The sequence below is a fragment of the Sphingopyxis sp. genome, assembly GCF_016704835.1.
In the GTDB taxonomy this organism is placed as follows: Bacteria; Pseudomonadota; Alphaproteobacteria; order Sphingomonadales; family Sphingomonadaceae; genus Sphingopyxis.
Genome location: NZ_JADIZJ010000021.1, coordinates 882,857 through 905,187, shown reverse-complemented (window position 1 = coordinate 905,187; position 22,331 = coordinate 882,857). Strand labels below are relative to the sequence as shown.

32 protein-coding genes are annotated in these 22,331 nt (G+C 62.4%); 20 read left to right on the top strand and 12 right to left on the bottom strand.

Annotated elements, in window-relative coordinates; all coding sequences use genetic code 11:
* The first annotated feature begins 16 nt into the window (after positions 1 to 16).
* From IPF76_RS21025 to IPF76_RS19520, 7 genes are all read left to right on the top strand, one after another.
* Positions 17 to 289, top strand: a complete 273-nt coding sequence (locus IPF76_RS21025) for a replication initiator protein A (protein WP_366499755.1) — start codon at positions 17 to 19, stop codon at positions 287 to 289.
* Positions 258 to 722, top strand: a complete 465-nt coding sequence (locus tag IPF76_RS21020) for a hypothetical protein (RefSeq protein ID WP_366499745.1) — start codon at positions 258 to 260, stop codon at positions 720 to 722. The genes IPF76_RS21025 and IPF76_RS21020 overlap by 32 nt, the downstream gene beginning before the upstream one ends.
* A 1,600-nt stretch (positions 723 to 2,322) precedes the next feature.
* Positions 2,323 to 3,444, top strand: coding sequence for a Mu transposase C-terminal domain-containing protein (locus tag IPF76_RS19540; RefSeq protein ID WP_293847323.1), 1,122 nt, complete (start codon positions 2,323 to 2,325; stop codon positions 3,442 to 3,444).
* 37 nt (positions 3,445 to 3,481) lie between these two features.
* Entirely contained in the window at positions 3,482 to 3,985 is a 504-nt protein-coding gene (locus IPF76_RS19535; protein WP_293847321.1) for a TniB family NTP-binding protein, read from the top strand.
* A complete protein-coding gene (locus IPF76_RS19530; protein ID WP_293847319.1) occupies positions 3,966 to 4,088 on the top strand; it encodes a hypothetical protein in 123 nt (40 codons plus the stop codon). The genes IPF76_RS19535 and IPF76_RS19530 overlap by 20 nt, the downstream gene beginning before the upstream one ends.
* Before the next feature lie 20 nt (positions 4,089 to 4,108).
* Positions 4,109 to 4,309 (top strand): hypothetical protein, encoded by a 201-nt coding sequence (locus IPF76_RS19525; RefSeq protein ID WP_293847317.1) that lies wholly within the window; start codon positions 4,109 to 4,111, stop codon positions 4,307 to 4,309.
* A gap of 82 nt (positions 4,310 to 4,391) precedes the next feature.
* Positions 4,392 to 5,333 (top strand): hypothetical protein, encoded by a 942-nt coding sequence (locus tag IPF76_RS19520; RefSeq protein WP_293847315.1) that lies wholly within the window; start codon positions 4,392 to 4,394, stop codon positions 5,331 to 5,333.
* A gap of 193 nt (positions 5,334 to 5,526) precedes the next feature.
* Here the strand turns inward: IPF76_RS19520 and IPF76_RS19515 are convergent, their stop codons facing one another.
* Both IPF76_RS19515 and IPF76_RS19510 read right to left on the bottom strand, forming a co-directional pair.
* Positions 5,527 to 5,964 (bottom strand): hypothetical protein, encoded by a 438-nt coding sequence (locus IPF76_RS19515; RefSeq protein ID WP_293847313.1) that lies wholly within the window; start codon positions 5,962 to 5,964, stop codon positions 5,527 to 5,529.
* 58 nt (positions 5,965 to 6,022) lie between these two features.
* Positions 6,023 to 6,313, bottom strand: coding sequence for a hypothetical protein (locus IPF76_RS19510; protein ID WP_293847311.1), 291 nt, complete (start codon positions 6,311 to 6,313; stop codon positions 6,023 to 6,025).
* Positions 6,314 to 6,524: 211 nt separating this feature from the next.
* On the opposite strand from IPF76_RS19510, the gene IPF76_RS19505 reads away from it, so the two are divergent.
* The gene (locus IPF76_RS19505) at positions 6,525 to 7,082 is read left to right on the top strand and encodes a hypothetical protein (protein ID WP_293847310.1); all 558 of its coding nucleotides are present in this window, start codon (positions 6,525 to 6,527) and stop codon (positions 7,080 to 7,082) included.
* A gap of 139 nt (positions 7,083 to 7,221) precedes the next feature.
* On the opposite strand, the gene IPF76_RS19500 is transcribed toward IPF76_RS19505, so the two are convergent.
* Entirely contained in the window at positions 7,222 to 7,383 is a 162-nt protein-coding gene (locus IPF76_RS19500) for a hypothetical protein (RefSeq protein WP_293847308.1), read from the bottom strand.
* 19 nt (positions 7,384 to 7,402) lie between these two features.
* Between IPF76_RS19500 and IPF76_RS19495 the strand changes: the two genes are divergently transcribed.
* Positions 7,403 to 7,627, top strand: a complete 225-nt coding sequence (locus IPF76_RS19495) for a hypothetical protein (protein WP_293847306.1) — start codon at positions 7,403 to 7,405, stop codon at positions 7,625 to 7,627.
* Positions 7,628 to 7,639: 12 nt separating this feature from the next.
* On the opposite strand, the gene IPF76_RS19490 is transcribed toward IPF76_RS19495, so the two are convergent.
* Positions 7,640 to 8,890 (bottom strand): hypothetical protein, encoded by a 1,251-nt coding sequence (locus tag IPF76_RS19490; RefSeq protein WP_021224334.1) that lies wholly within the window; start codon positions 8,888 to 8,890, stop codon positions 7,640 to 7,642.
* A gap of 542 nt (positions 8,891 to 9,432) precedes the next feature.
* Here IPF76_RS19490 and IPF76_RS19485 point away from each other — a divergent pair.
* Entirely contained in the window at positions 9,433 to 9,663 is a 231-nt protein-coding gene (locus tag IPF76_RS19485) for a CHAD domain-containing protein (RefSeq protein WP_066213715.1), read from the top strand.
* A 109-nt stretch (positions 9,664 to 9,772) separates the two neighbouring features.
* On the opposite strand, the gene cueR is transcribed toward IPF76_RS19485, so the two are convergent.
* The 5 genes from cueR to copC form a co-directional block, all read right to left on the bottom strand.
* Complete coding sequence (gene cueR, locus IPF76_RS19480; RefSeq protein ID WP_066213712.1) at positions 9,773 to 10,171, bottom strand: Cu(I)-responsive transcriptional regulator; 399 nt, start codon at positions 10,169 to 10,171, stop codon at positions 9,773 to 9,775.
* Entirely contained in the window at positions 10,168 to 10,371 is a 204-nt protein-coding gene (locus IPF76_RS19475) for a DUF2933 domain-containing protein (RefSeq protein ID WP_293847303.1), read from the bottom strand. Before IPF76_RS19475 ends, cueR begins: the two co-directional genes overlap by 4 nt.
* Positions 10,368 to 12,713, bottom strand: coding sequence for a heavy metal translocating P-type ATPase (locus IPF76_RS19470; RefSeq protein ID WP_293847301.1), 2,346 nt, complete (start codon positions 12,711 to 12,713; stop codon positions 10,368 to 10,370). The genes IPF76_RS19475 and IPF76_RS19470 overlap by 4 nt, the downstream gene beginning before the upstream one ends.
* Before the next feature lie 64 nt (positions 12,714 to 12,777).
* Positions 12,778 to 13,710 carry a copper homeostasis membrane protein CopD gene (gene copD, locus IPF76_RS19465; protein WP_293847299.1) on the bottom strand — a complete coding sequence of 311 codons (933 nt, stop codon included), beginning with the start codon at positions 13,708 to 13,710 and terminating at the stop codon, positions 12,778 to 12,780.
* Between the two features lie 4 nt (positions 13,711 to 13,714).
* The gene (gene copC / locus IPF76_RS19460) at positions 13,715 to 14,098 is read right to left on the bottom strand and encodes a copper homeostasis periplasmic binding protein CopC (RefSeq protein WP_193829114.1); all 384 of its coding nucleotides are present in this window, start codon (positions 14,096 to 14,098) and stop codon (positions 13,715 to 13,717) included.
* A gap of 138 nt (positions 14,099 to 14,236) precedes the next feature.
* Here copC and IPF76_RS19455 point away from each other — a divergent pair, with 138 nt between their 5' ends.
* The 7 genes from IPF76_RS19455 to IPF76_RS19425 all read left to right on the top strand — a co-directional run bounded on the left by IPF76_RS19455 (position 14,237) and on the right by IPF76_RS19425 (position 19,555).
* Entirely contained in the window at positions 14,237 to 14,515 is a 279-nt protein-coding gene (locus tag IPF76_RS19455; RefSeq protein ID WP_293847297.1) for a hypothetical protein, read from the top strand.
* The gene (locus IPF76_RS19450; RefSeq protein WP_293847295.1) at positions 14,512 to 14,952 is read left to right on the top strand and encodes a periplasmic heavy metal sensor; all 441 of its coding nucleotides are present in this window, start codon (positions 14,512 to 14,514) and stop codon (positions 14,950 to 14,952) included. Before IPF76_RS19455 ends, IPF76_RS19450 begins: the two co-directional genes overlap by 4 nt.
* Entirely contained in the window at positions 14,949 to 15,518 is a 570-nt protein-coding gene (locus IPF76_RS19445) for an RNA polymerase sigma factor (RefSeq protein WP_293847293.1), read from the top strand. The genes IPF76_RS19450 and IPF76_RS19445 overlap by 4 nt, the downstream gene beginning before the upstream one ends.
* A gap of 61 nt (positions 15,519 to 15,579) precedes the next feature.
* A complete protein-coding gene (locus IPF76_RS19440) occupies positions 15,580 to 17,334 on the top strand; it encodes a copper resistance system multicopper oxidase (RefSeq protein ID WP_293847291.1) in 1,755 nt (584 codons plus the stop codon).
* Positions 17,331 to 18,386 carry a copper resistance protein B gene (locus IPF76_RS19435; protein WP_293847289.1) on the top strand — a complete coding sequence of 352 codons (1,056 nt, stop codon included), beginning with the start codon at positions 17,331 to 17,333 and terminating at the stop codon, positions 18,384 to 18,386. The genes IPF76_RS19440 and IPF76_RS19435 overlap by 4 nt, the downstream gene beginning before the upstream one ends.
* 413 nt (positions 18,387 to 18,799) lie before the next feature.
* The gene (locus IPF76_RS19430; RefSeq protein ID WP_041550295.1) at positions 18,800 to 19,000 is read left to right on the top strand and encodes a hypothetical protein; all 201 of its coding nucleotides are present in this window, start codon (positions 18,800 to 18,802) and stop codon (positions 18,998 to 19,000) included.
* A gap of 126 nt (positions 19,001 to 19,126) precedes the next feature.
* Complete coding sequence (locus IPF76_RS19425) at positions 19,127 to 19,555, top strand: DUF411 domain-containing protein (RefSeq protein WP_293847281.1); 429 nt, start codon at positions 19,127 to 19,129, stop codon at positions 19,553 to 19,555.
* A 370-nt stretch (positions 19,556 to 19,925) separates the two neighbouring features.
* Here IPF76_RS19425 and IPF76_RS19420 read toward each other — a convergent pair whose 3' ends face one another.
* The 3 genes from IPF76_RS19420 to IPF76_RS19410 are packed head-to-tail and all read right to left on the bottom strand — an operon-like array spanning position 19,926 to position 20,853.
* A complete protein-coding gene (locus tag IPF76_RS19420) occupies positions 19,926 to 20,108 on the bottom strand; it encodes a hypothetical protein (RefSeq protein WP_066213678.1) in 183 nt (60 codons plus the stop codon).
* Positions 20,105 to 20,413, bottom strand: a complete 309-nt coding sequence (locus tag IPF76_RS19415; RefSeq protein ID WP_366499754.1) for a DUF3147 family protein — start codon at positions 20,411 to 20,413, stop codon at positions 20,105 to 20,107. Before IPF76_RS19415 ends, IPF76_RS19420 begins: the two co-directional genes overlap by 4 nt.
* A gap of 29 nt (positions 20,414 to 20,442) precedes the next feature.
* Positions 20,443 to 20,853 (bottom strand): helix-turn-helix domain-containing protein, encoded by a 411-nt coding sequence (locus tag IPF76_RS19410; protein WP_066213673.1) that lies wholly within the window; start codon positions 20,851 to 20,853, stop codon positions 20,443 to 20,445.
* A 71-nt stretch (positions 20,854 to 20,924) separates the two neighbouring features.
* On the opposite strand from IPF76_RS19410, the gene IPF76_RS19405 reads away from it, so the two are divergent.
* The 3 genes from IPF76_RS19405 to IPF76_RS19395 are packed head-to-tail and all read left to right on the top strand — an operon-like array spanning position 20,925 to position 22,328.
* Positions 20,925 to 21,566, top strand: coding sequence for a cation transporter (locus tag IPF76_RS19405; protein ID WP_066213721.1), 642 nt, complete (start codon positions 20,925 to 20,927; stop codon positions 21,564 to 21,566).
* A gap of 25 nt (positions 21,567 to 21,591) precedes the next feature.
* Positions 21,592 to 21,942 (top strand): DUF3703 domain-containing protein, encoded by a 351-nt coding sequence (locus IPF76_RS19400; RefSeq protein WP_156445382.1) that lies wholly within the window; start codon positions 21,592 to 21,594, stop codon positions 21,940 to 21,942.
* Positions 21,939 to 22,328, top strand: coding sequence for a hypothetical protein (locus IPF76_RS19395; RefSeq protein WP_293847279.1), 390 nt, complete (start codon positions 21,939 to 21,941; stop codon positions 22,326 to 22,328). The genes IPF76_RS19400 and IPF76_RS19395 overlap by 4 nt, the downstream gene beginning before the upstream one ends.
* Positions 22,329 to 22,331: the final 3 nt, after the last annotated feature.

Here is a 22,331-nt window from a genome sequence, read left to right as displayed (position 1 = left end):
ATATCCGCGCTGAGGAATCGCAGAGAGCCACTTTCAGCTGGCTCGATGGCTGGACCCAATTGATCGACGAGCGTACCGAGCGATCCAGGGAATGACTCTGGAACTCAGCAACTGGTTCTGGGAAGGCGTGCTGATGAAGGGCGGGGTGCTGTCTATCGACCGCGCTTATTTCGACATCACTGGCGGCCGCGAGCGCTGGCTTTACCGCGTCGCGAGGAAGCATGCCGGTGGGGCGGGGAGGGGGCTTCGCAATTTCCATGCCCACTCTGTTTGGAAAGAGCGGAGCTGAGGGCCCCTATCGTCGCTTCAAGTTCGAGATCATCAAGATCGCTGCAAAGAACGCATTGCCGGGCTACCAGCTGTCCATTGAGGATAGCGAGGGTCGCAAAGAGCCGATGCTACGCATGCGTCGTGATGATGGCGCCGCTGAGCCCGGTGATCCAAGGAAAGCTGCCACAGAACCAATCCGGATTAGCCAATCCATCGTTGCCCTTAAAGTTTCCTCCAGGAAACCTTCAGACGAAAGCAAGCCGGTACAGGCCACTACCGCTAATTCGCCCGCAGCAAAATTTGACGCTACTTCGCTCATCAACAAAGCCGTAGTCGGACTCAGCGACAAGGCCACGCGCGGCTTTATGACCGACGAGACCCTTACTCTACTGCGATCAGAATGCCCGGGCTGGGACCTCTACAACCTGCATGCGGAGTTTGAAGCCTGGTAAACGCGGATCCCTCCCGCACGCCCGCCAACTGGCAAAGGGCATTTATCGGCTATGTTCGGCGCTGGCATGAAAAGCACCGGCACGAGCTACGGGAGGTTGATGCTCTGGCGACGCGCCAATCTGCGCGTGGCAAGTGACACAAGAGGGCATCACACATCCTCCGCTTTCTCATAAGCTCCAAAGCCACGAACATCCAAACCTCGACGCCGTTCCCATTGTGTCGTGTTGCACGCGGACGCCAATCCTGCCGACTGGCTCGCTCAACACCTCAGGCAGCCAATTGAACCTCTTTCCGAATCCCGCCTTACAAACTGATTCAAATGACTCGCTCAAACAGCGGATAATCCTGCGCCTTCGACCTTTCAGGAACAACATCCGACACAAGAGGAACGATCCAACGATACATCGGGAACGGAATGCCCGACATTTCAGGAACCGATCATCGATCCTCCGGGAACGGCCCTCAACAAGCGACTCGTGGATTCAAGCTGGTCTACGCTCCAAACCAAAGGGCTTAACCTTCTAAAGATTCATATAAACCGTCTAACATCAACATGATGTTTGAATTTGGATTTCTTGATGAAGATTCACAAGAGGGGAGGAGTCGGCGCTACGTCGGACATCTTCAGGCCATCTCAGCGTCGCGGCATTACGGGTTGCAACGGTCGCTCTTGGGTAGGCGGCGCAATCAGCCCCGCCTGTTCAAGAGCCAGTGCTATCTGCGAAGCAGTTCGTGGGGTCACCTTGAGCCCACGAGCCAGATCGGCACGGGTGAGGGGGCCGAGCCCCAGAAGCAATGTCCAGGCCGCAGGGGCGTGCGAGGAGGCATAGCGACCCGCCAGACACTCCTGACCGTATTCCAGACCCCTGTGGAGCGTTTCCAGGTCGTCTTGCCCCCAACGCGCTGCTGTCGCCACGGCAGAGCCCAGCAGCGCTGGAATCGGATGTCGGCTGCCAAAGTTTATGGAAACCGCATTTATGCACTGAATATCAATGTATTATCCTGATTTCCATGCCAACAATTCTGGCAGGTTAGGATTCCGTGTCGATGCCTCTGCCAGAATTGATGTCATTGAATCGGTCGATATCCGGCCACGGGAGGTCGGGTGATCGAACGCAAACCGAGCCGCACGAAAGTCGCGTCCACGGAAGCTCTGGCGACAGGTGCGGAACTCTACCCCATCTTCAGACGCCTCGTCCCACTCGACGGGCCACTGACAGCACAAGTCATTGACGCTGTCGCTGCCCAGTCAGGGCTGAGCGACCGTCAGATACGACGACTAGTAGGCAGATTTCGCGCAAATCCTGTGGCGTCGAGCTTGGCTCCAACCCCCGCGGTCCCCGGATTGGCAGTCATCGCATCGCCGAGCCGGTGAGGGAGGCGATCGACCGGCTTACCCAGGAAGTATTCCTGACAAAGCCACCGCCACTGCGGCCCTGGCAGCCCGGGAAATTCATGGTCTTTGATCGCGCAGGATGGGGAGTTCTGCTTCGCGCCGGGCGAGGTACCGAGCGAGCGCACTCTGATCAGGTTGATCGGCGAGATATCCGGAGCCTCAGCGGGCCTCCTCGAGCATGGGCTCGAAGCAGCGCAGCGCCCATGAGCCTCATCCGGGCGCCTATCACAGCGGGCCTGCTCGATCTCGTGCAGATGGATCATACGCGGGCAGATGTGATTCTCGTCGACAGCGTACATCGCGAGGAGCTCGCCCGCCCCTGGATAACGTTGCTGGTTGAGGTCTGGACCCGCAGTATTCTGGGCTTTTATGTCAGTTTCGGCGATCCTTCGATTTTCCGCTGTGGCCGGGCGGTGGCCAACGCCTTGCTGCCCAAGGAACCGCTGCTTGAGCAATTGGGCGTCGATGTCTCCTACCCGATGTATGGGCAATTCCGGCGGCTCCATGCCGATCACGCAGCACCGCACCGGGCGGAGAGCTTCAGGCGAGCTTGCCTGGCCAACGGCATCGATCCCGACATCCGTCCACGCGGACCGGCCCACTTCGGAGGCCACATCGAGCGCCTGATCGGCACAATGGTTGGGAAGATGCGGCTGCTACCTGGTGCGACGGGCGGCAATGTCACCCAGCGCGATGGTTATGACGCCGGACAGGCGGCAGCGATGACCTTGCCCGAATTCGAGCGCTGGCTGCTGTTCCAGATCGCCATCTATCACAACGGTCCGCACAAGGGGCTGGGCGGACAATGTCCTGCACAGGCGTGGAAAACGGCGGTTTCGGGCCATTCTCCGCTGCTACCGGCTTGCCTTGATGTTGAGCATCTCACCCGCCAGTTCCTGCCGGCGCGGCAGCGAACCGTTCAGGCTTACGGCGTTCAAATCCTGCACCGCCGCTACTGGAATCCGGTTCTGGCGGCCCGAATTGGCCAACAAATCACCGTGCATCATGATGAGCGCACGCTGCAGCGGATCTATGCGGAGATCGATGGCCAGTTCGTAGTCTTGCCCGTGGTCGGCGACTACCCAGATATCAGCGAGCCCGAATGGGAAGCCGAACGGCAACGCCAGCGGCGGGCAGGGGCGGCGTTTCAGGCGGATGGCGCAAAGGCAGCGACCGCCCGGTACATTCAGGCCGCGCGGCGCGAAGTCGCCATGGCACGGCAGCGCACAGCGAGTAGCCGACAAGAGCGCAAGCGGCAGGAGCGCGAAGGCGTGGCACACTCACCCCAGGCCAAGGGGCGGATCGAACGGGCCGAAGTTCATTGATCCCGGCTGCGGATCTGCCGGACAATGATTGGCTGAAATGGCGCAAATGAGCGGAAATTCAGCCTTCTGGATCGATTTCGACGTAGCGCGCACGGCGGTTACGACACTGGTCGAACTGGCGCACGACGAGCCTGACGAGCGACCGCCCTGCGTCTTGCTTGTCGGCCAGTCGGGGATGGGCAAGACCTCGATCCTGCGCGAGACCCAGCGCCGGATTGCGCTCGATTTTCCCGAACCTGCCGATTGGGGTGAGGCCCGTTACGAGCCGATGTTGCGCACGGTCATTCCGTCGGGTTCAACCGCGCTCAAGATCAACCTGACGCTGCTGTGGAAGCAGGGCTGGCCGATCACCGGGAAAACCCACCGTATTGCCGATCTCAAGGTGGTTGAACTCCTGCGTCGGCAGCGCACAAGGCTCGTGGGGATCGATAATGTCCATGCCATCCTCACCGCTGGCGGCAGGGCGCGGCGCGACACGCCTGATGCATTCCGCTTCCTGGATGAGCGAGGGCAATGTCCCGATGGTGGTCGCCGGGCCTGACGTCGCGGCGGACATCTTTGCCGAAGATGTCGAGCTGGCCTATCGCTCGATCATCGTGCGGCTCAATCCCCTGGCGCGCCTGGCGAGGCATCGCAGCGGCTGATCCGCGTTCTGGCGCACGGGATGCAGCTGATTGAGCCTGACCGGCTTGCTGAGCCGGAAATCGCCGAATTCCTGTGGCGCCACAGTCTCGGGGTTACCGGCAACTTCAAACGGCTGCCGCACTGGGGACAGAAGGTTGCGCGTCGTCACGGCCGCGAATGCGTCGAATTCGCCGATATCCGTGAGGCTGCGGGTTTGCTCCCCGGTCACCCGGCGCGGTGATCGCGCTCGGGCTCGAGCCGGAGCCGCTGGCGTTCCGGGTGCGACCGCTTGCCGATGAATGTTTCGACTCCTGGATCGACCGGTGACCCGGGCCCACGAGACGACCCGTGCGGCGCTTTTCCGCCATGTCGGGATCGAACCGGCTCTTGCTGGATACGACCCAGCGCGCGGCGCGGGGGCTGGACGTGGCTTGGCACAGTGCCTTGCCAATCTGGTCGAGCGCCTCGCCTGGGCCGTGCAATGCCAAAACGACAGGATTTCCGCCACTTTTCTCGCCTGCCAGGCGCACGACGTGCTGCCGCGGCGCATAAGGCGATACGCCTGTGCGCGCTGCTGGTACGAAGCGGGACGGGCGGGCAAGCCGATGATCGTCCGCCGGGAATGGATCTTGCGGGCAAGCTGGCGTTGCCACGACCACGAGCTGCCGTTGACCGACATGGCCAGCCTGTTGCGGGACGTTGCGAGCCCGATTTCGCAAGCGGATCTGGGATTGGCTACCATTGTGGCGGAGCGGCGACGCTGGGCATACCGGGTTCGACCAGGCGCGCTGCGGCGTAATGCGGCGGAATTGGCCTATCTGGCCGGCTCCCGCGATGGGCATGGCATGGCGCCGCCCAACAAACGCTACCATGCCCGTTTCGCCGCAAACCTGTTCCACTTTTCGGCCGATCGCATCGGCATGCTGGCCCTCGCGCATGGCAACCGGCATGCGCTTGCGCGCCGCTTCGAGCGTCTGGTTGCGGCACGATTGCCCGAATGTCCGACAGTCGGCGGCGGCGTTCAAGCGCCTGTGAAAATGCCTTACCGCCTGCGGGCCTGTGCTCCGCCCAAGTCAGCCTCGGCGTGGATGGCGCCGGAGTTCCTCGACTTGCTGCGCGCCTATGCCTGGGTGCGGGAGCGCAGGGATATCGATGAGGCCAGGGCGGCGGTGTTCGAGCGCCACTTCGGCGGCCTGCTGGGGCTGCCCGCGGCAGCTATTTTGAGCCCAGGTAACGCCAGTCGGGCATGGCCACCGGGATATTGAGGGTGCACAGGAAGGGCGCGAATGGCCCCGACTGCGCGCCAAATGGCCTGCCTCCAACTGGCGCAGGAGCTTGCCTGCCCCGGCCTTGGTCGCTGGCAGCGCGCGGGCGAGCTGGGCCGGCGTCAACCCGCCGAGGCCGAATAGCAGCATCCAGGCGAGGTACAGCCGCGAGTTGGTCCGTTGGCTCGGAAATTCACGCGTGAAGACCTCCGCCGCGCGCGGAAGCCGGGCGATGTCGCAGGCGGTGGCGTGCAGCGCCTCGAGCAGATGTTCGCGGCGCGTCGGCGCGCCTTTCTTGCGCGCCGCGATCAGCGCGGAACAGCCGGCGCTGGGCCAGGCCCGGGAAGGGCAGGGCGGTCTCGCTCAGGCGAAACGCGTCGCCGCGCGCTGTGGCGGCCAGGTTGATCGCCCAGCACGGGGTTCGCGCGGTCGCGGACAGGGGATCGGGTTCATCGCCGGTTGAATAGCGAAACCCGTCGACCAGCTCGAGCAGGCGCTCCAGCGGCGCAGTGGGCCGCTTGGGCTGGGCGAGTACGGTGAGCACCCGCTCGAGCTCATCGGTGCTTGCTGCGACGATCGTTTCGGCCTCGGTGACCTCGCTCGCCATCGGCCGGATGGCGATCTTGCGCACGGTCCGGACCGCCTGGGAAAGCAGCTTTCGCGGCGCGGCAGGGCCTGTTCGAACAGGGTCAGAAGGCATTGCGCTCGGTCGCGCATTCGGCCCCGATCAGCGCGGGACCGAGTGTGATTGCCCGGTCCTGGCGGTATTGCTGCCACGCCCGGCTGAGCCAGCGCAGCGCCAGCGACGCGCGCATTTCCGGGGAATAGAGGGCAGGGGAGGCGAGCAGGGTCTTGGCCAGCGCGTCGATCTGGCCGATCCGGAAAGCGATAGGACTGGCGTCGGTTGACTGTTTCACTGGAAATGTCTCGGCGCGATGTACATCGGAAGGTGGGATAATTGCGCCGGAAAATGCGGTCAATGCAAAGTTCACCTAAACGCCAGTTTGGTATCCTATCATTCGACCCCCTGAAAACACGGATTTTCCATAATCGGATGTTATGGTAAAATCGAGCTTGCCGGAAATGCCCATTTTGGCCAGAAATTGCCCCATGCACGCCGCTCGAAGTACCCTTCGCGTATGACCGCTGATCGACCTTTCCGGTCCTCGGTCGAGCTGGTGCTGGGCGCGCATGCCCCGCTTGGTCGACGCGCGCGCCGCGCGCCCGCTGGCGCTCGAGGCGGCGGTTGCGGCGATGGCGCCGGCGACAAAGGCGGCCATCACCGCCGACCTCCGGTGCTTCCTTGCCTGGTGCAAGTCGCGGCGGCCCGTCGTCACCGCGGTTCCTGCCGATCCGGAAAGCCTCGTCCACTATCTTCACTGGCTGGCCAAGGGATCGGAAATCCGGGCCCCGGCCAAACCCGCGACGCTGGCGCGGCGGATCGCCTCGATCGCCCGGATCCACCGCATCCTCGGGTTCGGCGAGAAGGAGCCGCTGCCAACGCAGGCGGGGATGGTTCGCGACACGCTGAAAGCGATCCGGCGTAAGAGGCGCGAACGGCAGCGTCAGGCCGCGCCGCTGCGGTTTGGCGAGGCGATGGCGGAGGGGCAGGCGCCGCCCGAAGGGGTGACGATCAGGGGCTGCTCGCCTCGTGCGGTACCGACATCACGGGCAAGCGCGATGCGGCGCTCATCAGCCTTGCCTACGACGCAGGCCTGCGAGTTTCCGAGCTGGTCGGGGCAACGGTAGCCGATCTCAGTCAGGCTGTGGATGGGAGCGGGCGGCTTGAGATCGCGCATTCGAAGACCGACCAGCTGGGGAGGGGCTCTGGCTTGGCTCTCGCCCGACACCATGGCGCGCCTCTCGGCCTGGCTGCTGGCGAGCGGGATCACGCAAGGGCGGTGTTCCGGCGGATCAACGTGCTGACCAGTCCGCCAGACGATGCGGGGAGCAGACTCAGCGGCACTATATCGGCCAGAAGCCGCTCACCCGGCAAGGCGTGGTGGCGATCCTGCGCCGCCGGGTGTTCGAGGCTATCGACCTTGGCCATGTTGGAGCTGGAAGCCGGGATGGAAGGAGACACGGTCCGCTCGCTTAGCGCCCATTCGTTCCGGGTGGGGCTGACCCAGGACTTGTTCGCGGCGGGCGAAGACGGCGCCGGGATCGCGCTGGCCCTACGCTGGTCGTCGCCGACCACCGCGCTGCGCTATGCCCGCGAGCTGGCCGTAGGGAACAATGCCGCGGCGCGGGTGCTGGGACGCTTGCGCGATGGTGGCGGGCAGCCGGGTTCCTAGTCTGCCATGACGCTATGACGCGGCGATCCCATCAGAGTACGGGTGCATCTTTCGGCGCTGTGCCTCCGCATGGGCCAGCGCCTCAAGTTGGGCCGCGCTTGAAAGACTTGCATCCTTCCGCAACGAGGCCGCGAGCTGGAGCACGGCGCGCTGGAAGGCTTTGTTGCCGCTGACCCGTTGCCGGACGCCAAGGTTGTAAAGCTCGGCAAGATCCAGCGCGAGCAGGGCGACCGCTTCGGGGATATCCGAGAGGACAATGTCGCGGATGGTGGCGACATACTCGTACGCGCCGCGCCCGAACAGATTGAGTTCGACCAGGCCGTCGGCCATCACGTGGCCGAGCGGTTCGTCGACGAAATGAACCTGGCCCGAGGCGGCGACCAGGCCGTGAGCCAGGTTCCACGCCAGTTTGTCGCGATTTCGGGCAAGCCAGCGCGAGAGCAGCAGAAACTTCTGGCGAAAGGCTTGCTCGAAGGGTTTGCTGTAGGTGGGCCAGACGTCGAAGGCGGCGGGAATGCGCTCGAGTTGTTCGGTGAGGCGAGGGCCGTTGAAGAACGCTTCCGCGCTGAAATGGCGCAACTCCAAGTAGCCCTTGTCCAGCTTGGCGAAATTGGCGGCATAGCCTTTGTCGCGCCCGGCGCGGGCCTCGAGCAAGTTACCAAGCGCCGAGCCAAGCAGGAATTTGCCGGTCGGATCATGCGCCAGATGCCGCAATAGCGGCACGCCGACGGCATGGCGCTGCAAGGCCGTGTAGCGGCTGAACAGCCGGTCGTTGTTCGCGAGCAGCAGCAATTCATCGACGCCGACGATGAACCGGTCGGGATCGAGCCGATGGCCATTCCCGGCATCGATGTTGATGTGCCAACCGCAGTTGGCGGTATGCTCACTTTCGAAGAAGTTGAAATCGCCGTCGATCTCGTAGATCGCGTCGCATAACTCAGATCTGACCATCTCGGCATCGTCCAGGGGCAGGGGAGGGGTCAGCAATTCTACGCCTGCCAGGCGATCTTCAGGCCAGTTCAGTGGATCGAGCCCATATTCAGGGACGACATAAAAGCCGGGCTGCTTCGGGGTTCCGGATGGGGCGGACCAGGCGCGGCCTGTCCGGTCCCGCAATTTGGCCGCGAATGCTCGGCAGAAGGCGGGCGAGGCCTCGTCCATGGCCTCTCCTTCGCGCAGCTCTCTCTCAAAACGAGGCTCGCCGAGGTCGCCAAGAATGACTTCCAGCTCGAAGCCGGCACGCCAGGAAGGGGTTTCGGACATGGTCGGGAAGGTAAATCAATTGCCGGGCGTGTAAACGCACGAGCGGCGTTGTCGTTAATTATGGCACGGAAGTCCTACGATCGAACGCTGCGATGACATCAACTTTGGCAGGCGACAGCTATGTGCGGGCCGCTGAGTTGTTTGAGGATCATGCGGGGGAGAGGTTCTTGTAAAGAGTGTGCGAGTAATGGCACCGATGCTTTCACCGATCCTCTTCGGGTTTCCACTATGCCTATATGCGAAGTGCGTGACCACTATGTTCGCTTTTGGTGATGGGATTTGCTGCTGTACGCCACGGCGGGGGCTTCTTTTGGGGCTGCTTGGCTTCTTTCTTGTATTAAGTCTCAAACGAAGACTGCAAGTTTGACCTGCATTTTTCCCCGCTCATTCTAGGATTGTTCGCCTTCTCATTCTTGAAAGGCATCAGCGTTAAATGGGAAATATTCAAGTTCGCAATTGATCATCAGTTCATCTTGACCATGCAAATGCCGATGTTGGGAGATCGTCCGGCCTGACTGACACGATGTGGAATCTTGTCGTCAATGCCTAGCAGCAATGACGACAAAAAATCGCGCTATGCTGCGGCACTTTTCAAAAACCTGTTCGAACGCAAGCGCAAGGGGCGACAGTTCAAGAAGTTCGCCGCCGCCTTTGAGGAATTTCAGGATCAGCTTGGCGCGCTCGATGGTCTCACGACTGCGATGCAGATGCTTGAGCGGTTAGGCGTTGTAAACGATCCCGGTGCAGTAACGCTGCTCTCTAAAGACACTTAGGAAGCTAAACTGGAAGCAGCCGCTGATGCCCATGACGAATGGATCGAAACAAAGCGGTATTGGCGATGACGGCTTATCGCTTATGCTGGCGATCTGCCAAAGTGTCTGATTATCGAGCCCGCCGCTCTGCCAGCCCACTCAATATCGGACAATCCGGCCTGTTGTCGCCGCTGCACCCTTCGGCAAGTTCCAGCAAAGCGCAGCGCATGGCTTCAAGCGCCGCCGCCTTGCGACCAAGATCTTCGGCATGTGCCAGGGCAACGGTCTTCACCTCACTGCTCGTCCGCTCGCGGTCGTCCCACAGGCCGAGGAGAGTGGCGATCTCCTCCAGCGAGAACCCAAGATCGCGGGCGTTCGCGATGAAGCGCAGACGCTCGACCGATTGCGGCGAATAATCCCTATAACCATTGTCGCGTCGGTCAGGGGGCGGCATCAGCCCTACGCGCTCATAGTGTCGGATCATCCGCTCCGACACGCCAGTGGTCTTCGAGGCCTGTCCGATGTTCATGGCTGCCGTTCGCCGAACTTCGGGTGGCGTCCTTGGTGGTGGCCGCCATGGAAGAAGTGCAGCAGCGGGCAGGCGAACAGGAATGCGTAAGGGATCAGCCCGAAGAAGTGCTGCCGGTGTTCCGGATAGAGCAGGAAAGCAGCGATCAGCGCGGCCGAAGCCGCGGCCAGCAGCCACGCGCGCTTGCTGGAAAGGTTCATAGCGCAATCCTCCTGAGACGCAGCGAATTGCCGATGACGCTGACCGAGGAAAGCGCCATCGCCGCCGCTGCGATGATCGGTGAAAGCATGATGCCGAACAGCGGGTAGAGCGCGCCCGCAGCCACCGGGATACCAGCGACGTTGTAGGCAAAGGCGAAGAACAGGTTCTGCCGGATGTTGGTCATGGTTGCATGACTGAGGTGCCGGGCACGCGCTATCCCCGTCAAATCGCCCTTGAGCAGTGTGATGCCTGCGCTTTCAATCGCAACGTCTGTGCCGGTGCCCATGGCGATGCCGACATCGGCAGCGGCAAGCGCAGGGGCGTCGTTCACACCGTCGCCTGCCATCGCCACGATTCTGCCTTCGTCCCTCAAGCGCTTGACGATCGCGCTCTTTTGGTCTGGCAACACATCGGCTTCGACGTCGTCGATGCCAAGCCGCCGCGCGATGGCCTCAGCCGTGACGCGATTGTCTCCGGTCAACATGATGACATGGATGCCCGCTTCGGCCAGCGCCTTGAGCGCGGCAGGCGTAGTCTGCTTAACCTGATCGGCAATGCCGATGGCACCCGCAACCTTACCATCTATGCCAAGGAAAATTGCGGTCGCCCCGTCAGCGCGCAGGGCGTCAGCACGTTGCGCCAACTGGGCAGTCGAGACCCCTTGTTCCTCAAGAAAGCGGGCATTTCCAGCAACAAGCCGATGTCCGTCGACGATGCCGGTTATGCCCTTGCCGACTGGCTGATCGACGTCGCCCGGTTCGCTGATTGCGAGCCCTTTGGCTTCTGCATCCCTGACAATCGCCAGGGCCAGCGGATGCTCGCTGCTGCGTTCGAGGCTCGCGGCAAGGCGCAGAACCTCTTGGCTGTCGAACCCTTCAGCCGTCTCGATCGCAACCACCGCGGGCTTGCCCTCGGTGAGTGTACCGGTCTTGTCGACGACAAGCGTATCGACTTTCTCCATGCGTTCGAGCGCCTCGGCGTTCTTGATGAGGATACCGGCCTGCGCACCGCGTCCGACCCCCACCATGATTGACATCGGGGTCGCGAGGCCAAGCGCACAGGGGCAGGCGATGATCAGCACGGCCACCGCTGCAATCAGGCCATAGCCCATTGCCGGCGTTGGGCCGACCAGGGACCAGACGACGAACGCGATCGCCGCGACAGCGATCACCGCCGGCACGAACCAGCCCGACACGGTGTCGGCAAGCCGCTGGATCGGCGCACGACTGCGCTGGGCTTCTGCTACCATCTGGACGATGCGCGCCAGCATGGTGTCGCGCCCGATCTTCTCGGCGCGCATCACGAGGCCGCCGGTCTGGTTGATCGTGCCACCGATCAGCTTTGACGCAGCCTCCTTGGTCACCGGCATGGACTCGCCAGTCACCATCGATTCATCGACCGTGCCGCGGCCCTCCAGCACCACGCCATCAACCGGAACCTTCTCGCCTGGGCGAACGCGGAGCGTGTCGCCGACCAGAACCTGGTGGAGTGTGATCTCCTCGTCACTACCATCAGGACGAACCCGGCGGGCGAGCTTGGGCGAAAGGTCGAGCAATGCGCGAATCGCACCGCTGGTTGTTTCCCGGGCACGCAGTTCAAGCAGTTGGCCAAGCAAGACCAGCACGGTAATGACCGCAGCCGCCTCGAAATAGACCGCGACTGAGCCGTCCATTGCGCGAAACGCGGGCGGGAACATACCGGGCGCGAGCGCCGCCGCGATGCTGTAGATCCAGGCAACGCCCGTTCCCATCGCAATCAGGGTGAACATGTTGAGGTGGCGGCTTTTCACCGAGGCCCAGCCGCGTTCGAAAAATGGCCAGCCCGCCCACAGGACCACCGGCGTCGCCAGAACCATCTGGATCAGGTTGGCGATGTTTCCATCCAGATAATGGCGCAGTCCGGTCAGATGCCCGCCCATTTCGAGCGCAACCACCGGCAAAGCGAGGATGAGGCCGATTACAAAGCGCCGCTTCATGTCGGCATATTCGGGCGACGGTCCATCGTTGAGCGTCGGCGTCATCGGTTCCAAGGCCATGCCGCAGATCGGGCAGCTTCCCGGCCCGGACTGCTGGACCTCCGGATGCATCGGGCAGGTCCAGATCGCGCCGTCTGGCACCGGCTCTGCCGGTCGCGGCGCATCGCTCATATAGCGTGATGGGTCGGCCTTGAACTTGGTTAGACAGGCAGCGCTGCAAAAATAGTGATGGACGCCGTCATGGGTCGCTACATGCGTGGTCGTCGCAGAATCGACGCTCATTCCGCAGACGGGGTCAATCACCGTTCCTGGAGCCTTCGATCCGGAATGGGCGCATTTCGCATGGTCATGATGCGACTCGGTCATACTTCGTACTCCTCTGGTCGCCACACTCATCAACCTTGACATCATGTCAGGGTCAAGAGGTAATTCACCCGTGCGCCATGATCGGTTCCAGTGTACCCAGCCAGGCCACCACAGCGAGGATCGTAAGCACTGTGGACGTTTCCAGAACCAGGCTTTGCCGAAGACCACGTAACGCGGGGGCCGGATTGCCGTTGGCGATGGCTGCACCAAGAGCGGGTGTCAGCCGCCAGCGGTTGACACCCGCCAACATCAGCATTGCAGCAAACAGGGCGAGCTTGATAAGCAGGAGTTGGCCGTAGCGCGAAGCGAACAAGGCGTAGGGATGCGGCAAGCCCATCAGGCTCAGGCTGTTGATGATGCCCGTGAGAACGATCAACGCGACCGCAAGCGTCCCAACCCGCGAGAATTGTTCAAGCGCCCGATGCGCGATCCTGATCTGCGCATCGGATTGGTGCGCCAATGGCTGAAAAAGCAGCCAGGAGAACGCGGCAATTCCGCCGATCCATACAGCCGCCGCCAGCATGTGGACGATGTCGCTCAGCCGGTGGAGGGATCCAGTCCACCCTTCGGTTGCACCGGCATGGCCAGTCCAAACCAGCGTGGCGATGGCAAGCACAGTCGAGGCAAGCAGACAGTATCTTGCAAGGTGTGGGCTTCGGCCAAGCGCCAAGGCGGCAAGCAGGGCTATTGCAACTGCCGCCATGCGCACGACCCAGGCGCTACCGATGGCGCTCTGTGTAACGATTTCCCTGAAGGCCGAGCCATCGACTGCCCAGAGGCTTGTCCCGGTCATGGCTGCGACAAGTGCGATCATGCCGCCGCCGGACAGCAGCAGTCCGAGCAGCGAAAGGAGGAGGGCAGGTTTGGCCAGCGGCAGCAAGGCAGTGCCTCGCTCCTCGGGTTTCAGCGCGTAAAGCGAGAAGGCCGTCACACCTGCCAGCACCATCAGGTCGGCGTAAAGCGCGAACCGGATGGCGATGACAGGCAGGTTGTCCATGTCTTCAGCGTACGGTGAAGCTGAAGTTGCCGCCCATGCGATGCGTGTCGGCTCCGGCCGCGCTCCAGGTCACGCGGTAAGTCCCGCTGGCAAGGGGCCGACGGAGCAGCAACGTCATCGATTTCCTGTCATTGCCAAGCCGGGCGGTGAAACCCGTGATCGGCATCGGCGCATGGTTTGCCATACCCGGCATTCCGGTCATTGCGATCTCGGCCCTTGCCGTTGCGCCGATCACGGCCTCATTGAAGCGCAGTTCGACCTTTGTCGGCGCTGCGACCGTGGCATTGGCTGTCGGGGTCGAAGACACGAGCTGCGTATGCGCGCTGGCAACCTGCGGCACGATGAGCCCCAGAGTCGCAACGGCAACGGCAAAGCTGGGCAAACGCATCAGTTATCTCCTTGGAAATGGCTATCAGGTTGAGATACGCGGCCCGGAACAGCATCCCTCAAATTGGGCGGGCTCAGTTTTCCTGAGGGATTGGGAATATGGCCGCGTATAGGATCACAAGACCTCGGGAGACCCACCATGTCCGAACTTGATCAGGCGCTCCGCCGCCTGGGTACACTTCCGGCTCCTTCGGGGCTGGCGACTATCGACGATGCTGTGCTTGCCGGGCTGGCTGCGAGCCGCCGTGAGGCTGCGGCCGGGTCGCGGCTGATGGGTTTCGCCGCAGCCCTGGCACTGGTGGTCGGCGTAGCCGGTGGCGGACTGGCGGGCGGCGAACCCGCCACGGCTCAGCCCATCTCTCCCTTTGCGCCTGACAATCCCCTCGCACCTTCGACCTTGCTGGATGTCCACCCGTGAATTGGACCACGCGGCTGATCCTGATCGCGCTTGTCGCATTTGCGGCGGCGCTGGGCGGCACTTATGCCGGCCGCGTCCTGTTCGCACCGGAAAGGCAGAGCGAGACCGAACTCCACGCCTTGCTGCACAGCGAGCTCGAACTCGATGCCGCACAGGAAGCAAAGATCGAGGCAATCGAGCAGCGTTTTGCCACACGCCGCAAGGCGCTCGAACTTGAGATGCGGGCCGCCAATGCCCATCTGGCCGAAGCGATGGAAGTGGAACACGGCTATGGTCCGCAAGTCACGGCCGCCATCGACCACACCCACAAGGTCATGGGTGAAATGCAGAAGGAAACGCTTGAGCATCTCTTTGCCATGCGCGCCGTCCTGAGGCCTGATCAGGCGGCCAAATTCGACAGGTCGGTTACCAGAGCCCTTACCCCAGAAGTGCGGTGAGCCTTCCGCTGTCCGAGGGGAGCGACGGCGAGCTCGCGGCACTGGCGCTCGCGGGCCGGCAAGACGCTTATCGCGAATTGCTGGCGCGCCACCGTGACGCTGTGTTTCGCTTGGTGCGAGCGTCAGTCGGCGATCCGCACGAGGCCCTCGACGTCACCCAGGAAACCTTCATTGCCGCTTTCTCGGCTCTTGGGCGTTACGACCATGGGCGACCGTTTGTGGCATGGCTCAAGCACATCGCGCTCAACAAGTGCAGGGACTGGGGACGAAGGCGCAAGGTGCGCGCCTTCTTCACGCGCGCAGTGCCGCTCGAGATGGCTTTCGATGTTTCAGACGATGCCATTCCCGCCGATGTGCAAGCGGCAGACCGGGCCGAACTGGCGCGCGTGACCGCTGCCATATCCCGCTTGCCATCCCGTCTGCGCGAGGCCCTGGTCCTCCGCACGATCGATGGCCTCGGCCAGGCCGAAGCTGCCGACGTGCTCGGTGTCAGCGAGAAGACGGTCGAGACCCGCCTCTACCGGGCCAGGGGGAAATTAAAGGCGATGCTTGGCGACCAGATCTGAGGGCTAGGGAAAGCGGCTGCGTAGAGGACGATGAAGCCGTCAATCTTACCGGATACCACTCATGCATTCTTTTGCGCTCGATCGCCGTACCCTCATTCGTTCGGCTGCCTTGGGGGGCGGGGGCCTCGCGCTTTCGGCAGCGCTCCCCGCGTGGGCGCGCAGTGGAACTCCTGGCCTCGCAGGCCCGATGTTCGTGGTGTCCGGGGAGCAAATCGCACTATCCATCGGTCATGCCTCGCTCCGGGTCGGCGGACGTGAGGGGCATGCCATCGGCATCAACGGTGCGACACCTGGCCCGGTCATCCGATTAAAGGAGGGCCAGAAGGTTCGCTTCGCCGTGAGCAACACGCTGAACGAGGAAACCTCGATTCATTGGCACGGGCTGCTCGTGCCCTTCCAGATGGATGGCGTGCCGGGGGTGAGCTTTCCGGGGATCAAGGCTGGCCAGACCTTCGTGTACGAGTTCCCCGTCAAGCAGTCTGGCACCTATTGGTATCACAGCCACTCCGGCATGCAGGAGGCGATGGGAATGTATGGCGCGATCGTCATCGATCCCGCCGCGCCCGATCCGGTCGCCTATGACCGTGAACATGTAATCATGCTCGCCGACTGGAGCTTCATGCATCCGCATACCCAACTGCGCAAGTTGAAGGCGCAGCCTGGCTACTTCAACATGCAGAAGCAGACCCTCTCCGGCCTGCTCGCGGGCAAGGACCAGTCGGCCTCCGAACGCCGCATGTGGGCCGGGATGCGGATGGACCCGACCGACATTTCCGACGTCACCGGCGCAACCTATCATTTCATGGTCAACGGTCATGACAGTACCGCGAACTGGACCGGACTGTTCGCACCCGGCGAGCGGGTGCGCCTGCGCATCATCAATGCAGCCGCCATGACGAATTTCAATGTCCGGATTCCGGGTCTCGCGATGACGGTGGTCGCCGCGGATGGGCAAAACGTGCAGCCAGTCGAGACCGACGAATTCCAGATCGGCATCGCGGAGACCTATGACGTGATCGTCGAACCCAGGGCCGACGAGGCCTATGGCTTCATTGCCGAGGCCATCGATCGCTCCGGTCAGGTGCGCGCGACGCTTGCTCCGCGCCTCGGCATGGCCGCGCCGATTCCGCCAATCCGCGAACGTCCGCTGCTCACCATGAAGGACATGGGCATGGGCGATATGGCTGCGTCCGACGGCGATACAAGCGGAGCAGACCACGCAGCCATGGGCCACGACATGCCCGGGGCGGATCATGGTTCGATGAAGATGCGCGATCCCTCGGTCGCGCCGCAGGTCAAGCTGGGGCCTGGCGTCGCAACGCTCTCGCCGATGCCCATGGACCGCACGGGAGAACGTCCGACCGGTCTTGAGAAGGTCGGGCACCGGGTGCTGACCTACCGCGACCTCAAATCGCTCGCGCCCAATCCAGACAAGCGCACGCCGTCGCGCGAGATCGATCTGCACCTGACCGCCAACATGGAGCGCTACATGTGGTCCTTCGACGGCGAGAAGTTCAGCGAAAATACTGAGCCAATCCCGTTCCGCCACATGGAGCGGGTGCGCATCAATCTCATTAACGACACCATGATGCCTCATCCGATTCACTTGCACGGACACTTCTTCGAACTGGTTACTGGCAGTCCTGGCCATCATCCGCTGAAACACACGGTCAACGTCCTGCCCGGCGGCAAGGTCTCGTTCGATCTGACTGCCGATGAGCTCGGCGACTGGGCATTCCACTGTCACATGCTGCTGCATATGATGTCGGGGATGTTCCGGGTCGTGACCGTGCGCCATGAGGAGGACGCGGCATGAAGACGACCCTTCTCATCAGTGCTGCGGTCCTGCTGGCAGCGCCTGGCATCGCGGCGGCCCAGTCCTCCATGTCAGATATGGCAATGAAGGATGCGCCGGCGCCAATTCCCCAAGGCGCAGCTCCGCAGCCTGCTGCAGATCATTCCGGCGATGATCAGTCAAAGTCCGCAGTTTCCGAGCCCGCCGCGGCCGATCCCCATGCCGGACACGCTGCCGAGCCGAAGGCGGCCAGTGCGCCAAAGGTCGAAGCCGTGGATCATTCCGGCCACGACATGAATGCTATGGCGGGCATGTCTGAGGACGGTCCGGTGATCGGGACTGCGCCCGCCCCGGCGCCGCCAAGTGATCATGCCGCCGATGCTGTATTCGAACCTGCCGAAATGGCGCGGGCGAGAGAGGCGCTGCGGCGAGAAAACGGGGCGTTCTCGGGATCGATGGTGCTTTTCGATCTCGCGGAATTTCAGGCCCGAGAGGGCCGGGACGGATATCGCTGGGCGGGCGAGGCCTGGTTTGGCGGCGATATCGATCGCCTCCTGATCAAGACAGAAGGCGAGGGCACTTTCGGCAAGCCAGTCGAGGACCTGGAGATTCAGGCGCTCTATTCGCGCGCGATCTCGCCATTCTGGAATGCCCATGTCGGCGTGCGGCACGATATAGTCCCCAATCCCTCGCGGACTTATGCCGTTGTCGGCGTCGAAGGGATCGCGCCGTACTGGTTCCATCTGACCGGACAGATGTTTCTTTCGGACAAGGGCGACCTGCGCGCGCGCCTCGAGGGAAGCTACGACGAGCGGATTACCCAGCGTCTGATCCTACAACCAAGGGTGGAGTTTAATCTTTCCGCTCAGGACATGCCGGCGATCGGGGTAGGGTCGGGTCTCACGGACTTCGAACTGGGCGCGCGCCTGCGCTATGAGATTCGGCGGGAATTCGCGCCCTACGTTGGCGTGGAATGGAGCAAAAAGACTGGCGAGACTGCGCGATTGGCGCGGCTTGCCGGGGAAGATCCCGAAGCAGTCAGTTTCGTGGCCGGGCTCAGGGTTTGGTTCTGATGGCAATGGGCAAAGACTTGGTCTGGACCTATAGGTCGCGCCGGAGAAAGACTTGATCCTATGAAATCGGCCGTCGCTCTCATGGTTGCGCTTGCATTGGTGTTCGGCTCAGGCCCGCTTTGCGCCGCGACGGCACAGGCTCCGGTGCAGACGGTTAGCATGGAATGCGGCGACATGCCGGGAAGCGGCGACCGCTCACATCGTCATGACACACCAGACGTGGCGCGGGCCTGCCATTCGTGCATCTTTCCGGCACCCGCCATCGGCACCAATCTGAATGCCACTGGATGGCATTGGATCAGTCCTGAGGTCCGGGCTCCGCAAAGCCTGTCCGGGTTGACGCTTGAACCGCCGACACCGCCCCCGCGCCAAGTGGTTCCTCGATCCGTTTCAATCTTATCTGGAGAATACACATGAAATCCAAGTATCTGCTGGGCGCCCTCGCGCTCTCGCTTTCTACCGCCGCGTTTGCAGCGGAGCCTGCACCGACGCCAGAAAAGCCGTGCTGTTGCTGTAAGAAGGACGAGCACGGCCAGATGGCCTGCTGCAAGGAGCATGGCGAGCAGGCTGGTGAGCATGCTGGTCACGACATGAGCGGCATGGACCACAAGTAAGTCAAGGTGCGCGGAGGGTGGTCCGCTACCCTCCGCGCATTGCCATGTGACTACTGGCAAATGTGGACTGGACCTTAGTTTACACCGGAACGGTTCAGCGGCCACCCGCGGATAGGGAGATCACACATGCGAAAGCTCGTTTTGGCACTGGCGTTGTTTTCGACCCCCGCGCTAGCGGCAGGCGACATCCTGATGCATCGCGATCCGGGGTGTGGGTGCTGCGAACAATGGGCTGCGCGGGTTCGGCAGACCTTCGGCAGAAATGTGCGAATCGTCGATGACGCGAACCGTACCGCGTTCCAGCGGCAGGTGGGTCTTCCCGCAAACCTGGTGTCATGCCACACCGCGATCGTGGACGGGATCGCCTTCGAGGGACACGTTCCTATTGCGGACATGCGCCGCGTACTGGCGAGCCGCCCGAAAGGTGTTCGTGGGCTTGCAGTTGCGGGAATGCCCATCGGAACGCCGGGCATGGAGGTGCCGGGTGTTCGCGCGCAACGGTATAACGTCATTGCCTTCGGGGCCGCGCGCACCAGCGTATACGCACAGCATTAGTCGTCGCATTAGATGCGAGCGTCTTCATATCTGCTCCCGCGAAACCCGGAGCACATCCGGGCAAATCGAATGAGAGCGGGGCAAGATGCTTCCGCGAGTTGTGTTACGTTTGGAGTGGGGGCTTTTTCGCCTTGATCGCGATGAAGGCCGCGCCTGCAGTCGTCCTTCGCCCAATCCAGCCCGCTTCACGGCGTTCTGTGATCTGGCCGAGGAGGCTGCAGCGCCGTATACCCCCCCCCCCCCCCCCCCCCCCCCCCCCCCTCCCCCCCCCCCCCCCCCCCCCCCCCCCCCCCCCCCCCGGCGTCACCGAGGGAATTGCCGTGCTCCTTTGCGGCCATAGTAAGCCCCTCAGGATTGCTATCTCCCGGCGTCAGAACACCAGAACCTTGTCCGCCTCCAACGCATAGGCAAAGACGATCAGTGAAAGGACTCCGGGGGCCAGCCATGACGGCGATCGCTCGAGCCGAAGGACTGCCCAGAACGCAAAGCACCCGGCGATTTCCGCGATGGCCGCGAGCACGTACCACCCGATGGTCGTCTGCCGGACGGTCACGGCCGGATATCCCCGCGGGCGAGTAGCGCCGCCATGCCCATGTACAGTACAATGGTGAGAACCCAGCCTGCTGCGAGTGCAGTCCAGAACGCGAAGCCGCGCTTGAGAAGTGCCGGGATTAGCAGGAACATCGGCAGCGAGGGCAGTACATACCAGAAGGTCCCCTGGGCATATTGCGCCATGCGATCGGCATCGCCGGTATCGCGCCACAGCCAGATCATGCTGAGCACCGCAATGAGGGGGAGCGCTGAGATCAGCGCGCCGATACCGGGACTTCGCCGTGCAACTTCCGAGACTGCTACGATGATGATCGCAGAAAGGATCGCTTTCAGGATCAGATAACTGATGCCCGGGCGTCCTTCGGCCCCAGCGTTTCAATGATCTTGCAATCCCCCACTGTTCCCCTGCGGCAACTGCCGATCACGCGGTCGAGTTCGGTACGCAGAGCAGCCAGATCGCTGATCTTGCGTTCAATATCTGCGAGATGAACCCGTGCGATACTGTCGACTGCCTCGCAGGACCGCGCCTTATCGTCGGACAGCGTGAGCAATTCTCGGACCGCTTCGAGCGTGAAACCTAGGTCTCGGGCACGGCGAATGAATGAAAGGCGGGCGAGATGCTCCTTGCCATAGGCTCGATAGTTAGCCGAGGTGCGCGCGGGCGGCGCTAGCAGCCCGATTTTCTCATAGTAGCGCACCGTCTCAACTTTGGTCGCGGTTGCGCTCGCCAGCTCGCCGATCTTCATCGCTTGACCCTGTAGTTGCTACAGGGTGTAGATAGATGTCCGACTCGGGATTTGTCGAGGAGGATAATTCGATGGCAGACAGTTGCTGCGCAAGCGCCTGCGGTAGCGAGATGGCCAAGGCCGACCCGCGCTGGCGGCGCGTTCTGTGGGTGGCGCTGATCGTCAATGCGGCAATGTTCCTTGTCGAAATGGTGGCAGGCGCGGCCGCAGACAGCCGCGCGCTTCAGGCCGACGCGCTCGACTTTCTGGGTGACGCCGGCAACTATGCGGTGAGCCTTGCGGTCGTTGGCGCGGCGCTTTCATGGCGGGCGCGGGCGGCGTTGCTGAAATCACTTTTCATGCTGGGCTTTGCCGGCTGGGTCTTCGGCAGCGCGGTCTTTGCATTTATGAACGGTACGTCGCCGGACCCTGCGATGATGGGCGCGGTCGGCGCACTGGCGCTGGCCGCGAATGTTGGCGTTGCCCTGTTGCTTTATCGCTACCGTACGGGCGACGCTAATATGCGTTCGGTCTGGATATGCTCACGCAACGACGCCATTGGCAATGTCGCCGTGATGCTGGCCGCGCTAGGCGTGTTTGGCACAGGTAGCGCCTGGCCCGACCTGATTGTTGCGACTATTATGGCTGCGTTGGCCTTGACGGGCGGCCTGCAGGTGTTCCGACACGCGATGGCTGAGCTGAAAGCTGCTCCCGCCGCGGTAGAACAAGCATGAAAGCCGGTGGCAGCGAGGTAACGGTATGATGCTCGATCTGGCCCGAGACCTCATCGCGGAAGAAATGGCCAGCTTTGGCGCTGCCAGACGTGCCAGTGACAGGCTGGCAGCTTGGCGTGCGCTAGAACGCGCTCATATCGTGGCGCAGCCATATTTTGGACTGCATCTGGCCAGTCATTGGACAATGCTCAGTTACGCGCTTCGTGAAAGGGACTTCAAAGAAGCCGGGGGGCAATGCTTACGGCTCGCACTCGTACCGCTGGGTGCCATTACTGGTCGATTGCCGACCGGTAATACTGGCCGGTCGAATGTTAGCGCCTTTCGGCCGATGCCAATTCCGCAGGATCTTCTGGCTCGAATGGACGATCAATCGTGAGCATTTTCTTGCTGGATTCGAGAGTGGCTGGTAGGCGCGCTAATATGCGGGTCCGCCTCTTCTCGATGCTCCTTATGTTTGCCATTTTGTTTGGCGGCCTTGTCGCGCCCGAAACTGCGCATGCCGACAATCTGCTGGCTGGACATAGCGTCGAAGTTCTCGACAAGCATGATCATGCTGATGACGGCAACCAAGAGGACCCTGGGCAGAAAGGCGGATCGCCATGTCATGCCCTGGTCCATCATCATTGCGGCGTGGCGCTGGCTACAGACTCTGAATCCGCCTCACTAACGATCTGGGACGGCAAGGCGGCGATCACGCCGCTTATCGTTCAGCCGATGCGTTCGCTTGCTCTCGCTCCGCCGACGGAGCCGCCCGCAGCCTGAAAT

Bases quoted from the DNA above. Each gene is read 5' to 3' on its own strand.
- IPF76_RS21020 (WP_366499745.1), top strand. From the start codon at position 258: ATGCCCACTCTGTTTGGAAAGAGCGGAGCTGAGGGCCCCTATCGTCGC.
- IPF76_RS19540 (WP_293847323.1), top strand. From the start codon at position 2,323: ATGAGCCTCATCCGGGCGCCTATCACAGCGGGCCTGCTCGATCTCGTG.
- IPF76_RS19535 (WP_293847321.1), top strand. From the start codon at position 3,482: ATGGCGCAAATGAGCGGAAATTCAGCCTTCTGGATCGATTTCGACGTA.
- IPF76_RS19530 (WP_293847319.1), top strand. From the start codon at position 3,966: ATGGTGGTCGCCGGGCCTGACGTCGCGGCGGACATCTTTGCCGAAGAT.
- IPF76_RS19525 (WP_293847317.1), top strand. From the start codon at position 4,109: ATGCAGCTGATTGAGCCTGACCGGCTTGCTGAGCCGGAAATCGCCGAA.
- IPF76_RS19505 (WP_293847310.1), top strand. From the start codon at position 6,525: ATGCCCCGCTTGGTCGACGCGCGCGCCGCGCGCCCGCTGGCGCTCGAG.
- IPF76_RS19500 (WP_293847308.1), bottom strand. From the start codon at position 7,383: ATGGCCAAGGTCGATAGCCTCGAACACCCGGCGGCGCAGGATCGCCAC.
- IPF76_RS19495 (WP_293847306.1), top strand. From the start codon at position 7,403: ATGGAAGGAGACACGGTCCGCTCGCTTAGCGCCCATTCGTTCCGGGTG.
- IPF76_RS19490 (WP_021224334.1), bottom strand. From the start codon at position 8,890: ATGTCCGAAACCCCTTCCTGGCGTGCCGGCTTCGAGCTGGAAGTCATT.
- IPF76_RS19485 (WP_066213715.1), top strand. From the start codon at position 9,433: ATGCCTAGCAGCAATGACGACAAAAAATCGCGCTATGCTGCGGCACTT.
- cueR (WP_066213712.1), bottom strand. From the start codon at position 10,171: ATGAACATCGGACAGGCCTCGAAGACCACTGGCGTGTCGGAGCGGATG.
- IPF76_RS19475 (WP_293847303.1), bottom strand. From the start codon at position 10,371: ATGAACCTTTCCAGCAAGCGCGCGTGGCTGCTGGCCGCGGCTTCGGCC.
- IPF76_RS19470 (WP_293847301.1), bottom strand. From the start codon at position 12,713: ATGACCGAGTCGCATCATGACCATGCGAAATGCGCCCATTCCGGATCG.
- copD (WP_293847299.1), bottom strand. From the start codon at position 13,710: ATGGACAACCTGCCTGTCATCGCCATCCGGTTCGCGCTTTACGCCGAC.
- copC (WP_193829114.1), bottom strand. From the start codon at position 14,098: ATGCGTTTGCCCAGCTTTGCCGTTGCCGTTGCGACTCTGGGGCTCATC.
- IPF76_RS19455 (WP_293847297.1), top strand. From the start codon at position 14,237: ATGTCCGAACTTGATCAGGCGCTCCGCCGCCTGGGTACACTTCCGGCT.
- IPF76_RS19440 (WP_293847291.1), top strand. From the start codon at position 15,580: ATGCATTCTTTTGCGCTCGATCGCCGTACCCTCATTCGTTCGGCTGCC.
- IPF76_RS19435 (WP_293847289.1), top strand. From the start codon at position 17,331: ATGAAGACGACCCTTCTCATCAGTGCTGCGGTCCTGCTGGCAGCGCCT.
- IPF76_RS19430 (WP_041550295.1), top strand. From the start codon at position 18,800: ATGAAATCCAAGTATCTGCTGGGCGCCCTCGCGCTCTCGCTTTCTACC.
- IPF76_RS19425 (WP_293847281.1), top strand. From the start codon at position 19,127: ATGCGAAAGCTCGTTTTGGCACTGGCGTTGTTTTCGACCCCCGCGCTA.
- IPF76_RS19410 (WP_066213673.1), bottom strand. From the start codon at position 20,853: ATGAAGATCGGCGAGCTGGCGAGCGCAACCGCGACCAAAGTTGAGACG.
- IPF76_RS19405 (WP_066213721.1), top strand. From the start codon at position 20,925: ATGGCAGACAGTTGCTGCGCAAGCGCCTGCGGTAGCGAGATGGCCAAG.
- IPF76_RS19400 (WP_156445382.1), top strand. From the start codon at position 21,592: ATGATGCTCGATCTGGCCCGAGACCTCATCGCGGAAGAAATGGCCAGC.